The sequence below is a fragment of the Paenibacillus sp. FSL H3-0333 genome, assembly GCF_038002805.1.
Lineage (GTDB): Bacteria > Bacillota > Bacilli > Paenibacillales > Paenibacillaceae > Paenibacillus_AQ > Paenibacillus_AQ silagei.
The window spans coordinates 5750360-5765715 of record NZ_JBBODG010000001.1; the positions used below are offsets into that span (position 1 = coordinate 5750360).

Consider the following 15356-nt stretch of genomic DNA (forward strand, 5'->3'; position numbering starts at 1 on the left):
AATAGTATTGTGATTTGAGGATTTCCCAGCAGAGCGTGCCCGCCCGCTTGCGAGCGGAACGGGCACATTCTTGTTATTGCTTGGCTGTAATGAACTGATCCAGACGGATGGCAATGGCTGCCGCCTGCTCACGCGTAAGCGGAGTGGACGGGTTCACCTTGTTGCCTTCCCCGAGAATAATGCCGTTCTTGATGCTCATTGCCACTGCTTGTCTTGCCCATGCCGGAACCTTACCCTTGTCAGTGAAACCGCTGAGGATCGAAGTGACTTCAGCCTCGCTAAGTTCACTGCCCGGATTCACCTGATTCAGCAATCTTCCGAGCATCGTCATCGCTTCAACTCTTGTCAGCGTATCCTTAGGCGCATACTTTCCGCCTTCGAGTCCGGTAACAATACCCATTTCAGCGGCAATGGAGACACTGCGGTTATACCAGCTGCTGCCGCTGACATCACTGAAGCCTGCCGAAGCTGCCTGCTTGTTCATGAGACCTGCAACGCGCAGCAGAATGGTTGGATATTCTGCCCGGGTCACTTTGCCTGCCGGATCGAACAGTTCCGCAGATTTCCCTAGCACGAACAGCTTAGCGGATGCAGCCGCAATGCCTTCCTTGCCCCAGCCTGAAGGCATATCCTTGAAGGCCTTCTGGTTGCGGATGAAGAAGAGGCTGCCTTCACCGGTCAGTTGTACATTCACTGCCGTACCGCTGCTGTCCAGCTTCCACGGTACCGTTGTCCAGTTGCCGTCTTTGTCCTTAAGCACCATAGCTGTAATTTCCTTGGCCGCAAGCGGCGCAGGAATGGCAATCTTGGCTGCAAGCGCCGGCATCCAGCTGCTCTTCGGCAGATTAACGTTAACCGTTACACCTTGGCCTGCCGCCATCAGTGTGAAGCCTTGCTGATCGGCAATAGCCTTCATAGCCTGCTGATCGGCAGCACTGTTGGCACCAATACCGATAGTAAGTCCGGCAGTTACACCTGCAAGATTCTCAGGAGCAATCACCAGTTGTCCCATAGGAACTTCAATCACAATCTTCTTCTTCGCGCTCAGCTGCTGCTGAACCACACTCTGGTCTACACGGATACTGAATGCTTTGGCATTCGGATCGGCGGAGCTTACTGTGAGGTCACTGCCTGCTACAGCTTCTTTATCCGTAATCCGGACGATAGCTGTAAGTCCATCCCACTCTGCTGTCACGGCCTGGCCGTTGACGGTAATCCGGGCTGCCTGCTCCGGTGCTTGTTCTTCAACAACTCCCGGTACGGCACCACCGCCACCGCCACCGCCTCCGCCAGCACCGCCGCCTCCGCCTGAACCGCTGCTGGTCCAGACCGATGCAGGAACACTGCCGGATGCCCTTACGAGCTTGTCCAGGGAGGTACGCTTAGCCAGCACAACGATAGCACCTGGATGGGCTGTAACGATACCATCGAGCGGAAGCAGACTCCATGAGCTTACATTGTCATCCCTTTTCAGTTCCACCGGATTGGACGAGAAGACCTTGTAAGCGATCTGCTGTCCAGTCATATCTCCGGCGGAAGTCACCGTAATCTTCGTATGGTTGCTGTCTCCGTTAATCGGAGAGGATACAGCTTGCACAGTACCCAAATCATTCGATTCAGGGACAGCTACAGTCGTCACAGCCATGCCTTTGAGCGTAACACCCTCAGACACTTTATACTCGGCTTCAATCAGACTGGAGCCTGTAGCCAGTGCAGTAACATTGCCTTGTGCCGACAGGGATACCGAATCGCCTACGGCCACTTCATAAGTCAGATTAGCCAGATTTTTACCGGTAACCGGCTCTTCCTTGAATTTCGGCTTGCCATTGTCATCCTTGCCATCCGAAACCTTGAGATAAGCCTGGATTTGGCCTGCCGCACCCGGCGTCAGCGTCTCCGCCCCCTTGAGAACCAGGGCAACCGGTACTTTGAATCCGGCATTCGTAATATCCACAATGGCTGTGTTCTGATTAGTAGCACCGTCAGTTGCGACAATGCTTAGCGCCACTGAAGGCTCCTCAGAATTCACTTCCACCATTCCATTGAAATCTCCCGTCTTCGGATCTACCGTAAGCTCCTTGGAGATGACCTTGTCTTTGTATTTCCCGTCAGACTGCAACTGACTCACGGTGTAAACTGCACTCAGCTTCGTTCCTGTAGTTGTCGTTCCAGCTACACGAATGGCGCCCTGTGCGGTACGTTCGCCCGTTACCGGCTCCGTCAGATACAGCACCGGTGCGATCGTATCTACAGTCAGATACAGCATGGTCACTGAGATATCCTTGGTCACCGTATTTCTGGCCCTGAGTTCAATTGCATACGGCCCGTCCGTCTGGAACTGGTCGAGATTCAGTATGCCTTCGCTTGTGCCATCTGCCTTGTTCTTCAGAGCTACTGTCGCAATGGATTTGTCAGCATAGAATGCTTCCACTGTCACATTGGACTGGCCTGAAGAGAGCGTCAGCTTCTGCTTCGTTTCGTTCGTCAACAGGTTCACGTAGTTACCCGAGGTGGCATCTACCGTCCCCGATGAACTCAATACCGTCAGATCCGGCAGATTCGGAACCGGCAGCAAGGTGCTGCTGCTCTCACGCCGCTCGGCATAATGATAGTTCTGATGCTTGTCGGCATCCTCGGTTGGAACCGTTGCGGCACTGACGCCGATGACGTAATTCTTCTTCACTTCCAGGCCGACATATTTCACCTTGCTCAGATCAATCACTGAGCCTTCAAGGCTGCCCTTATAGACTTCATCTGTTGTAGATACAGCCTTCCAGCCGCCAATCAACAGACCTTCGTATTTGCCTGTGGAGGCATTCCAATAAGGCTTAAGCTCCTGTTCGGTATACAAAAGCTCTCCAAACGGAGCATATTCACCCAGTTTGCTTCCATCATCCAGCTTCGCATCGACCACATAGCTGTGCTCGTAGGCGCTGTGTCCCGGTTTCTTCGCTCCCGGCTTGAAGGAGAGTGAGAACAATCCGTTGCCGGCAGGCTCAACAATGACATCACTGACACTCTGTGGTGCAAGCGGATCAATGATCTCAAAGCGCTGCGGCGATGTCTTCGTCCCGAAGTTCGAGCTGGATTTCAGCTCGGCCCGCAGGTAATAGTTGCCCTGCCTGAGCAGCCCGCGGATATCTTCCGGGTTCCCCATCAAGGTTACATTGGTTACATCGATCACTTTGCTGCCGCTCGTGATTCCGCCGCTGACCGAGCCGCCTGCGCCGACCGGTACATCTTTGGCGATCAGCATACCCGGGTCACCCGTCTGCAGAATCTCCTGGCCATTGAGCATTTCCTTGCGGTTTGTCACCGCATCCTCAGCCAGATACAGGTTCACGGTATCGCCTTCGGCTGCGTTGGCCACTTTCCAGGAGGCTGTGAACTTATTCGCACTCAAGCTGTCCTTCGCCAGGTTAACTTCACCCAGAGTAGGTAGGGTAGGAACGTTCAACAGCTTGGTGTCAACCGCCGAGACCGCTGTCAGCTTCCAAGTGCCGCCCTTTGTGGCTTCATTCTCAGGAATAATGATATATGCTCTGCGAATGTCCACTTCACTGCTGAGTTTGGACCCGTTATCCGTTTTATAGCTTGCAGGAATATATTGTGTAAAAGCATTTGCCGTAGGATCAGTGTTCGTGTTATCGAATTTCACCGGATACAATTTGCCTGATGCATCCTGCAGCTTGAATTCCGGCATTTCCTTGCTGCTGTACTCCATTTCAATGATGGCATTGCCGGCTACGCCGTCCATCGGAATCTCATGGATTCTGCCGCCGTTCTTGACCGTAATGCCGCCTACGCCGACATTGATCGAGCCGTTCTCGACATATTTAACGCCTTCTTCTACCTCACGGTAGATAATCTCCTGATTCTCTTCCTCGGAAGCTACCTTGGAGGTGGCCAGCGTCTGCACGCCTGCCCCAATCACCATCAGACGCGGTCCAAGCTCAGGATCATCCACCACCAGATGGATCATTCCCTCCGGCAGCTGATCGGTCGAAGTACCGAATTCAATGCCGCCACTCCAGTAGTAGGTAATGCCTAAGGAGATCAGCAGAATGCCAATGCTACCCCAGACCTTGTCATTGTTGACCCCAAGGAACATACTGGACAGCGGCATGCCGCCGACAACCGGTACATCGTTCGGAATCTGCACCTTGGAGCTGATATAGCCTTCAAAATCCGTACGGTTCTTCTCCAGATTCTGTCCGACGAAGATACCCGCCTTCCCGATGATGATATCCCATCCGCCGATATCCATCTCTGCTTCCACGCGCACGAACCATGGGGTTACCCACTGCGCCTCGAGCAGCGCTTTGGTCAGCATCGGAAGCCGGTCATCTTTCTCCGCATCGGCTTTGGCAGCGAAATCCAGCCTGCCTTCCACCTTAAGGCCGGTACGCTTCACTGTCAGGTCCACATCGCCGAAGAAATACGCCGGAGCAATCCCGAACCGCATGCCTACGCCTGCTTGAATGGTTAACGGGAACGGGTCCTCTGCCGTGCCGCCGGCAATAGTGTCCGCCAGTTCACGTACTGCTCCCCGTATAGCTGTCAGGTACGTTGCACCCGTCACCAGGATACCCGGCTGCGGAAGCTCTGCCCCGAAGGCAATCACATCCGGAAGAATCCGGCCGTCTTTTACCTTTTTGAGCGAGAATTCAATCTCCACGCCCATCATATTCTTCAGCTGTGCGGCGAAACCCAGGCCGTATTCATTGCCTACGCCCCCGCCTTGCACAGCGTGCTTGATTGTAACTTTGCCGCTTGGAGCATCCGGACCTTTTTTCTTATCCGCATCCTTCTTCTTATCCGGTCCGAACAAGCCCATCTCCTGATTGAGATCGAAGCCCAGGGAGGCATCGACGCCATAGAAGCCTGCACTGTTGAAGATGACATTCTTAATTTCGGAGTTAATGATCTTCAGGGACAATGAGCCGCCGAAGGAAATCCCATTCTCTCTAAGAATGAAGTCATTGAAGGAGAAGCCAAAGCCGTCAATGGAGAAGCTTGGTGCCCCGAACAACGATTGCTTGTTGAAGTACACATCCTCAATCATAATCTGGCGCAGCGGATTCAATCTGTCACCTACACCGCCGATGGCCCATTTCAGGCTGCCGTTCTGACTGTCGTCTTCCGGATTGCCGTCATTACCTTTCTCATCTTTCTTATCGTCATCATCGTCTTTATCTTCTTCTTTTTCCTTCGTGGGATCGAAGTCTTCTTCTCCAAGCGACTTGTTGAAGCCGTTGAAGAAGTCGAGTGTCCATTCGCCCTTATGGAAGACGAACCCGCTGCTCGCTACACTCAGCGTTCCTTCACCCTTGACGAACAGGGTATCCAGGAAAGGCAGATCGCCGGGAAGGGTGTTTCCGAAGATATCCAGCTTACCGCGTACAAAAGACAGGTCCTTACCTTTATAAGCTACAGCATCATTAATAATTGCCGGTTCTGTCTTGGTATCCACGATGACCTGCTCTTCGTCACCTGTGCCAACCTGCTTGATCATGCCGCGGACGGTTACCAGAATCTCACGGTCGAATTCCGGGTCCTTGGCTTCCGCTTCTTCCTTGAATTCCTCAAAGTCCTCTTCCGTTGCAAACAGCTTGTAAGCATACATTGGAGTCTCTTTCAGCGCTTCCTCATCCATGAATTCGCTGATATCGAACTTCGGATCAACCGCTTTGCTCGCTGCGCCGAATAAGGCTTTGGTTTTCTTATATTCGGTAACAGCCTTGTACAGGAACGAACCGTCCTTGAAAGGCTTGCCCGGGAACAGAGAGTTCAGCTGATCCACCAGCTCATCCTTTACAGAAGCACCGTTCGCAAGGCCGCTGATATCTACAGCTTCCTTATAGACCGCCATCACTCCAGCCTCACGGATTCGTGTGTCGTTATTATCGGTGACCAGGAAGGATTGCGGAGTCGTCATATCATATAGAGCCGCTACTTCCTCGTCCCCTCCGGCGTCGCCTTTGTAATCAATCTCCACCTGATATTCACCAAGCGGCAATTCCGGTCCAAGCCCGGCTTCCAGCACATTGCCGCCTGAATCCACCTGGTCACCGCCGCGGTACGTAATCCGCATGGCGCCGGAGAATCCGTCATCCGTCGGCTGCATCACCACTGCATCCTGGACATTGACTTTATACCGGTTACCGTCTGCTTTATTCTTGAGGTACAGGTCAAAGTTCGGAGCAGTCGTTGCATTGCCTGTATTGTATGCTTCAATATTCGACAGATTGACCGTCAGATATTTCACATCTGTGCTATACAGCTCTGCCGGAGCAAGTGCATAGGAATACGTAGCTGTCGCTTCTCCTACCGGGGGCAGGAGAATGAAGTTGGTACGGGTCGATTCATACTGGGCTTTGATGCCTTCATCCTTGACGCCTTCGATTTTGCCTTGTGTTTCCGGGCTTCTCGCGGAAATCATATACTCCCGGGTAACCGGCCAAGGTCTGCCTTTGGCCTGAACGCGGAAGGTCGCGGTAATTGCGTCACCCGGCTTGTACTTCGGCTCAATGCCCATGGCTGCTTCGTCGGGTGTGGCTGACTTTTTGAACTCCAGCATTTTGCTGCGGGAATTCTCCAGGACCGGATTGCCATTGGCATCCTTAACATCCTGGCCCAACTCATCCTGCCTGACGAAGCTGAGACCACTCTCCAGCGTCATCTCCACTTCAATCTTGGAGTGCTCCATATTGTAGGCCTGCAAGTTTTCTACTTCGGCTGTAATCGTGAAGACACCATTATCCACATACTTCGACGGAACGGTCTCCCCCGTTCCCAGCGAAGCTGTCGCCAGCTGCTGAACCTGATCTACATAACGGATCGAGAACACTTTATCCGGGGCTGTCAGTTCACCCAGGCCGTATACGGTCTCGAAGCTCTGGAAGCCTCCCGGTGCCAGCTTCTCCGGGTTCCAGTAGAAGGCAACGGCGGAATCCGCCGTGCCGAAATCATTGGTGTCTCTGGTGAAGTCGAGGTTAGGATGTACTTTATAATCCCATTTCGTATTCGCCAGGCCGTTCCAGTGCCCGACGATCATTTCATCCACAATATTAATATTCTGTTCGGCAAAGTTATTGAAGCCGTAGGCCACCACATTGGTTGCCTGAGGATTCGTCAGATCCAGCTTGTCGCGCATCACCCAATAAGCAGGAATCTTGAAGTAAGCTCTATCTTCAAAGGGAATCCCCTTATCGTCCTCCGGATTATGCACCAGCTTCCGCTCTACCTGCAGCGGTGACTTGTAGGCTGTGCCAATCTGGAACTGCGGCCCGTCGTTGCCGCCGACCATCGTATCCAGCAGAATCCGGCTGCCGATCTGCACCTGCGCCCCGCTCTTGTTATTCACTTCATAGCGGATGTTGACGTTACCGGAATTCACAGCATCCTTGCTGTCGGTGTAGAGCATCAGAATCTGCTTGATCTCTACGCCTTTAATCTTCCAGATCATCTCCAGCTGCTTGGTGCCATTTGAATTCTCCACCACTTTAGGTGCACTAGTCTCTGAATAGTGGCTGGCGTCGAACTTGTATTTATTACCGTAGATATAATCCGTTCCATCGATCCGGAACGTCGTGAACGACGTCTCCGGGTCATCTCCCTGGAACAGCAGGTTAACATTATTGTCGTTCTTGCGGATCGGTTGACCCTCTACAGTGCGAATGCCGTAGCGGCCCGTTTCGTTATCCACGGTGACCTTAATAAAGTCATTCTGAATCATGGTTGTCTTGGTACTGCTGGCCGCCTCGACGAGAGCATGGAAGCTCTCGGAGGTGGACAGAAATACCATGATTAAGGTGAGCATTACCGCTACTGTGCGTTTCAACAACTTCACCAAGTATTCCCCCTGTTCTTGTTTCAACTATTTCAGATTGCCGACAAAGAAGGTAGCAAATTCACGGTCCCGCTCCTGGGTTCTCACCACAATGGTGTACCAGCCTGTTTTCGGGAAGGTGACCTTGAAATTACTGCTCACCAGTTCAGCATAGGTCAGCTTCTGCTTCACCAGCTTCAGCTGTCCTTCACGGTACAGACCAGGGTAATACAGAATATCGAACGTTCCTGCCTGATTGACCTTGTCTACTCCGCCTACCTTCATCAGGTTGAAGCCGGATACCTTGAAGGTAATGGTGTTGGTATTGAACAATGCGGATTCGCCGGATGAAGCCGAGATCAAGGTATCGTTACCGAAGACCAGCAATCCGCCGTCCTTCACGACTACCACATCCTGATAGACCACCGTCTTATTACCTACCTGGTCAACTGCTGTATACGCTACGCGCTGGCGTCCAAGCTTGCTCAGATCCAGCCCGCTTACCGATACTTTCACGTTAGCCTCAGCCGATACATTATCAGATACGGTGAACCCGCCCAGATCCGTACGGAAGCTAAAGTCTTTCTTGTTCTGAACAATCCCTACGGTTTCCTTATTCAGTGTCAGCTCAGGTGCTGTGTTATCAAGTCCGGCAATGGTCACCGGAACCTTGTTCACATTGCCCAGCAGATCCGAGATGGCAATAACCGCTGAACCGCTGCTCTCAAAAGCACGCGAGTAGCTGTACGTTCCATCCGCTTTACTGATCTGGTTCGTATAGGCGGCTCCATCTGAAATAGGTCTTACGCCTGAGAACATGTGGTTAGGGGCAGCAACGGTGCCGCTAAGCGTAACCTTCACTTTGCCTTTGGCATATTTCTGTCCGCCGATGGTCACAATCTGATCGGCCGGAACCGCTTTGCCTTCGGCATCTACAAAGGTATAGGCCACTTTGTCCAGTACCGGCGGCGCAGAGAGAATATTGGTTACTTTCTCTTTGATAACTGTTGTATTGCCGTACACATCCGTCACAGTGAATGAAGCCGTTCCATTCTCCATGAGTGTAATGCTCTTATCGGCACTGATGACATTGAATGCCTTAGCCGATGCATCTGCCTTCTCTACGTTAAGTGTTACACCTGTGGAGAACAGCACATTGCCGCTGTTATCCTTCAGGGTGCCGAAGGTCTGGCTTCCATTCTCGCCATATTGGTAGGAACGGACTACTTTCACCCTAGGGACTTCCTTGTTAATGTTCGCAACCGTTGCTTCAACCGTATTGACATTTCCGGCCGCATCCTTAATTTCGAATTCGAACTTGCCGTTCTCCGTGAAGGTGTAGGCTGTCTTGCCGCCATTGTTCACCACCGTAACCGGCTCAGAGGTGCTCTGGAGAAGGGCAACCACATTACCGTTCGTACTCTCCATGTATGAATATTCAATGGTTCCTTCAGGCTTAGTGCCGTCAATATTCTTCACGACCAGATACAGAGTATCTGTCCGGTCCGGATCACTAAGATCGGTCAGATCGAAGCTGTAGTAGCCGTTCTCGTAGATCTTGAATGAATTGCCGGTCCGCACAGGCACCGAAGGATTAATCTTCGATGGCATGACGCGGATACCCGGCGGAAGCGTAATCTCAATATCTGCACCCACCTTGGCATTAACCGGGCTGTTCACGCTGAGCGAAGCAAGCGCATAGACCGGCTGTACGGTAGTAAGAGGAAGCTTGATTTCAAGCTGGGCCGGCTTGCTGATCAGACCGCCAGGCGTTCTGTACTTGACCCACACCTGAAGCTCCTCAGCCTTACTCGTCGGAACCTTCACGGCTACGAAGTTCGTATAAGGCTTCCAGTTCAGCCAGCTCACTCCGTTATCCGGTGAGACTGAATATTCGTAACCGGTCTTGTCTTCCGTTTCGAGACTCAGCTTCATAATGGCTGTGTAGCCGTCCGCTGTATCACCGGACAGATAGATCAGAGAAGACTTGGCATCCGACACCGGCGCATCCGGCTTGGTCGTTGCCGAGACCTTGAAGGTTCCTGCGCTTGCTGTAATTGCGCTGTTGCCTGCTCCGTCAACCGCTAGTACATATAAGCGGAACTCAGAGATTTCTCCCGATTTTAGCGAGTTGTCGTCGATGGATACTGAGCCGCCTGCCGGAACATCTTTCCATTCTGTGGAAGACTCTGTAGGTACTTTTGCACCTGCATCTTGTCTGACCCATTGATACTTGCTGACCAGTCCTGTTTTGCTGTAAAATTCCGACACGCTAATCTTCGTCTTCTGCAACGGGAGCGGGTAAGCAACACTATCAGGGCTGAAATATACTACCGGTGCTTCATTATCAAAATAATAAGCCTTCGAGTAGTAGTACGTTTTGTCGCTATGCTTCACCATAAGATGAATGTATTGCGTGCCGTTCAATTTTAATTTTTCAGCAGGAATGACATAGCTGTAAGTGGCCTCAGTTACAGAACCGCCAAGACCCTTGGTTGCCAGCTTGGCATCGGCGCTGGCTTCCGGTGTCGCCGACGGTTCAGATGCTTCTGGCGAAACCGCAGGTGTTGCGGCCGGTTCAGTTGCTTCTGCCGAAGCAGCAGGAGTAGATACCGGCTCGGCGCTGTTATCCGGTGCCGGAGTCTCTTCCGATTCAAGCGGCGTCAACGAAGGCGCTGCCGGCCCGGAGGACAAGAATTTCATAATGACTACCGGCCCGATGCTTGCTGTAACCTCTGGCTCAGCCGGGGCACTAGGCTCTGTAGGAGCACCAGTCGCTGCCGGTTCCGAGCCGTCTTCAATCAGGCTTTTCTCAGACAGTGGAGATATGCCAGATGACTCGGAAACCTCCAGTCCGGTGAAATCACTATCCTTTGGACGAAGAGAGCTGTCGCTGATGGCATAGCCCACATAATCGGGATGCACACCGCTGATCTGGAATGTAACATCATGACTCTTCACATAGTTAGGATTCGCTTCCGGTGTGAACTGTGTCGGAATAGCCGCCTCTGAACTCACAACCACCGCTCTTTCCTGCGGAGTCTTGATCGTCTCATTGCCCGCATGATCCAGCGCCTTCAGATAGAGCCAGTATGATCCGTCCTCATCAATATCCTCATAGGTAGACCGGGTTACGGTTGAACCGGTGTAGGTCGTATCCGCCCACTTGTCGCTCGCCGGAGAATCCCCGTCCTTCACCCATTGGTACTCTACACTTTTGACACCGCTGTGCGGGTCCTTCACAAGAGCTTGTACAGTGGCGATATCCTCTGCCGCCAAGGTAATGGCAGGCCCCTGGTTGTCCAGCTTCAGCACGCCAACTTCGTGCTTCCAGTTAGAGTCGTCATTCTTGAAATCCTCAAGCGGCCAGACACTCTTATCGCCGTATTGTCCAACAGCCGCCAGAGCCTGATTGTCGGCATAGAAGATTTTATCTGTCTCTGATCCCGGTGCCTCTGCTTTCCAAGCTTTATACTGTTCCTCATGGGTTTTCTTGTAGACGTCTTTCTTCTCATGCTGCATCAATTCTCTGGCAGAATCCCAAGACATATCGGCAGTCCATGTATGCAGATACCACTCGCCGCTGTTCCCTTCCTCGAAGGCTTCCGCCGGAGGAGCGAGCAGGTTCGTCTTGTTATTCACTACCGACAGCTCTACATTCTCGAATTCTCCCGGATACAGCTCTTCCGACGGCTGCTTGGCGGAGAGTGCGTAACGCTTAAGCGCTGCATAATGATCTCCGGCTACACCAGCGAATGGATCAGCCTTATCCTGGCTCCACCAGTAGTACACCAGACCTACCGAAGGTGAGGCTTCCGCACTCAGATTGGAAGGGCGGTAGATCCCGCGGCTCGGCCGCTCTGTTCCACGGTCAGCTACAGTAGGATCAAGATGCGGTACTTTAATGGAAGGATCGTTGGCGTCGATGGTCACCTTACCTTTTTTGGCATAGGTTGTATCCGTCGCACCGCCTGTCTCGAACCGGTAACCGATCACCGGCTCCGTGTTGTCGATGAACAGGTTCGCCCAGTCAATCTTGGAGTTGGCGAGTGAGAAGTCGCCGCCTTCAATATTAGGAAACTTCTCTTCATGGATTCCATCGAAGTTCGCAGGCTGAATCAGCAAGTTACCTGCGTAATCCTGGATAACATCGGTATCCATCTGGATCGGCTCACTGCCGCCCTTCGCATCATTGGATATGGCTACGGCCTTGAGCAGCGGAGTTTCCACAGTCAGCCCGTCAGGCACGGTCATGCGGAACGTCCAATTCGGTGTATTTCTGCCTATAACATAATAGGCTTTCATTCCGTTATTGAAGAGGATGAAGGTCTTCTTCTCCTCCCAGCCGGTTTTGGCAATCGCTTCTTCCGTCATCTGCAGGGTGAAGTCGATGACATCTCCCTTATTCAGCGTAACTCCGGTCAGAATCTCCGGCTGAATGCCGTTCGCGGTCTTGGAATACTTCGGACGCACAGCATCGACAATGATGCGGTATCCGCCCCGGTCGAAGTCAAACGGGTTCCCGGCTTTGCGCTCCACCCAGGAATTGCTGCCGCTGCTCGGCACAGCGTTGAGATTGAAAACCGCTTTATTGCCCGCTGCATCACTGAGCACGGCTTCTTTCAATTTATTCTCCAGCGACAGATCCATCTGCGCACCGCCAGTGGTTCCCCCGGTGATTAAGGGTCTCAGCGGAAGGTTGCTGCTGTTATGGAAAGGAACTCCCGTATATCTGTAGGCTATTTTTTTCTGGTATGAATTCAGATTGTTCTCATTAAAGGATATATTCTGCAGATACTGCTGCTGTCCGGCCGCCGGAAGTCCGGTGTCCGGATCATTAATGAACAGCTTGTGCCGCAGGAAATAATCAGAATTTGCCTTCACCACCGTGCTCGGTCTGACCGGCTCGCTGAAGTTGTAGCTGAGGGTGATGTTCTCATCTCTTTTGACATACAGCTCTTTCTGGTTAATATTCTCGTTGAGCCGTTCTGCACCATTGCCGGTGAAGGTATAGTTATCTATGACCGGACGTTTGAGATCCTGGAACTTGAGGTAAAATCCGCGTACACCGGCTGCTTCACCGTCGTCATCGCCTTCACCCCAGACCTTAATGGTAATAACAGAATTCGGTTTGATGAGGGCCTTGGCCGACTTGTTATACCGCTGGCTGCTGCCGGTTCGTTCATTAATAATATTTTTTCCGTCAATGTTTACTGTAATGGACGAATGACGGGTCCATAAGAACCCGGAGTGACGCCGCAGCACGGCGAATCCTGTAAGCATCTCCGCATGTCCGCTCTCCGCCATATTCTTTAGAATGGTATTGTCGGCTACTTTCACCTGAAATTCAACCGTTGCTTCATTATCATCGACACCGGCAAAGATATCTCCCTTAGCCCAGTCATACTTGGCATCTTTATCTTTCTCTGTCTGCTTGAAGCCTTCCACCTCGGTATAAAAGTTGAGGAATGTATTGTCCGCAGGGTAGCTTAGGTTCCCAACATGTTGTCCGTTTGGAAACGTGACCTCATAATCATCACCCGCAGCCTGTGCCAGTCCGCTAAAGGAACTGGGTATTAACGATAGCAACATACTAAGAATTAAGCTTAGCGAGGTATATCTCTTCAATCTCCTGCTCATTAACAATTGGTGCTCCCCCTTATTCGTTCATCATTTCCTGTCCGGCATGCAGCAAGCTTCGCTGTAGTCTAAGATTCACTCCCTATGCTTCCGCATTCTCCTTTCGCCCTGCCCTCCCGTGGACAAAAAATACTAGTTATAAACTACCTATTTTTTCATATCTGCGTTTATTCTATCAGGCAGCTCTAAACAAACTCTTAACAAATCTCGACAAAAGCTGCGTCAAACGCCCCAAAACAGGGTTAATATACTCGGAAAACGAAAAAAGTCCTGAATTTTTAAGAGAAAATATCTGAAAACACAAAAAAAACGCACTGAGAACGGCTCAGTTGCGGTTTATTGGTGTGGATTAGTTATTTTGCTATCTATTATTCTTCAGCAAGTCAACCATGTTGCGATAATGAATTTCACTCAGATGGTCGATAAAGTCATCCATCTTATAATTCTCTCGTTCAACAATCCATAGACAAATCACACCTACCAATCCCGATATCATGTACTCGAGACCAATTTTCAGCTTTTCATTGTGGTGATAATCACCGATTCCGGCGAAGATAAACGTTTTAAAAGCGTCTTTTAAGTAGATGGGGAAGTTTGGGTGAATGTTTTGAGTGAGCATGGTTTTAAAGAATATCATGTTTGCATCGATATTGTCGAAAATCGTTTTTAACATCGTACCGAACATATCCTTGTTCATCTCATGGATCGAGCTCACCTCCAGGCTCAAGCAAGCATTCAAATTCTGTACGCTCTCCTGAAATAACTTGTCCATGAATTCAGGTTTATCTACATAGTGTAAATAAAATGTGTTTCGATTTATCATCGCTTCGTCGGCAATGTCTTGTACAGTAATTCGTTCGTAGCCTTTGGTTTGCACTAGTCTCAAGAAGGCTTCCTTAATCGCTTTTCGCGTTTTAAGAATACGCAGATCCACCTTATCCTTACTCAATAATAAGCCACTCCTTCATAAATAATAGTCAAATTTATATAAAATGATGTTTAAATGTCATGTCGCATTATATCGACCATTGAGCATTATAATTGTATATTTTACTATTATAGTTGTCAATTACACTCACGTATTCATAAAAGGAGAATCAGATATGAAAACACTAGCGATCATTGGTGCAGGTAAGGGATTAGGAATGTCTATTGCGAAGAGCTTTGGAAAAAATGACTTCCAAGTGGCATTAGTCGCAAGAAACGCCGCAAAGCTGCAAGAAATGGTGAATGACTTGAAAGCGGAGGGTATTAAGGCCTCTTATTTCATAGCGGATATTTTCAGTAAAGAACAAATTGAACAGGCGATCAGTAACATTAAAGCACAATATGGCCATATTGATGTGCTGGAATTCAGTCCTACAGCAGGCAACTATCCTCCCACCTCTGTATTGGAGTTAACCGTAGAGAATGTAAGGGACGCATTTGAGGCCTATGTGGTCAGTGCCGTCCAAGTTGTCAATGCTGTTCTCCCCGATATGCTCGCTAAGAAAGAGGGTTCCATACTTTTTACCACAGGATTATCTGCCATGTACCCCGTCCCAATGATGGGGAATATCGGTATTGCTCTTTCAGGACTGCGCAATTATGTAGCTAATCTCCATACTTCATTGGCTGCTCAAGGCATTTTTGTTGGTCACCGTTCTTTAGGCTTGTTGATTAAGGAGTCGGGTACTGGCGCAATCAATGATCCGGATGTGATTGGCGACATGTGGTATCAAGCCTATATGGACAAAACCGTATGGGAGGAAGAATATCCCCAGGGTGTAACCCCCGAAACCATTGTATTTTAACATTCTGTGATGGATTTGGCCTCATTGCAGGAAGGTGGATCAAAAAAGCAGCTCCAGGATAAACCCCTGGTGCTGCTTTTTCACTCTAACTA

The 15356-nt window shown here is 50.6% G+C and carries 4 protein-coding genes; 1 reads left to right on the forward strand and 3 read right to left on the reverse strand.

The features are described from left to right. Window positions 1-73: 73 nt before the first annotated feature. From MHH78_RS25485 to MHH78_RS25495, 3 genes are all read right to left on the reverse strand, one after another. Complete coding sequence (locus MHH78_RS25485) at window positions 74-7852, reverse strand: S-layer homology domain-containing protein (protein WP_341169238.1); 7779 nt, start codon at window positions 7850-7852, stop codon at window positions 74-76. A 27-nt stretch (window positions 7853-7879) separates the two neighbouring features. Next, a complete protein-coding gene (locus MHH78_RS25490) occupies window positions 7880-13471 on the reverse strand; it encodes a hypothetical protein (RefSeq protein WP_341169239.1) in 5592 nt (1863 codons plus the stop codon). A 361-nt stretch (window positions 13472-13832) separates the two neighbouring features. Beyond that, on the reverse strand, window positions 13833-14420 hold the full coding sequence (locus MHH78_RS25495; RefSeq protein ID WP_341169240.1) for a TetR/AcrR family transcriptional regulator: 588 nt from the start codon (window positions 14418-14420) through the stop codon (window positions 13833-13835). Between the two features lie 154 nt (window positions 14421-14574). Here MHH78_RS25495 and MHH78_RS25500 point away from each other — a divergent pair, with 154 nt between their 5' ends. Further along, complete coding sequence (locus MHH78_RS25500; RefSeq protein ID WP_341169241.1) at window positions 14575-15264, forward strand: SDR family NAD(P)-dependent oxidoreductase; 690 nt, start codon at window positions 14575-14577, stop codon at window positions 15262-15264. Window positions 15265-15356: the final 92 nt, after the last annotated feature.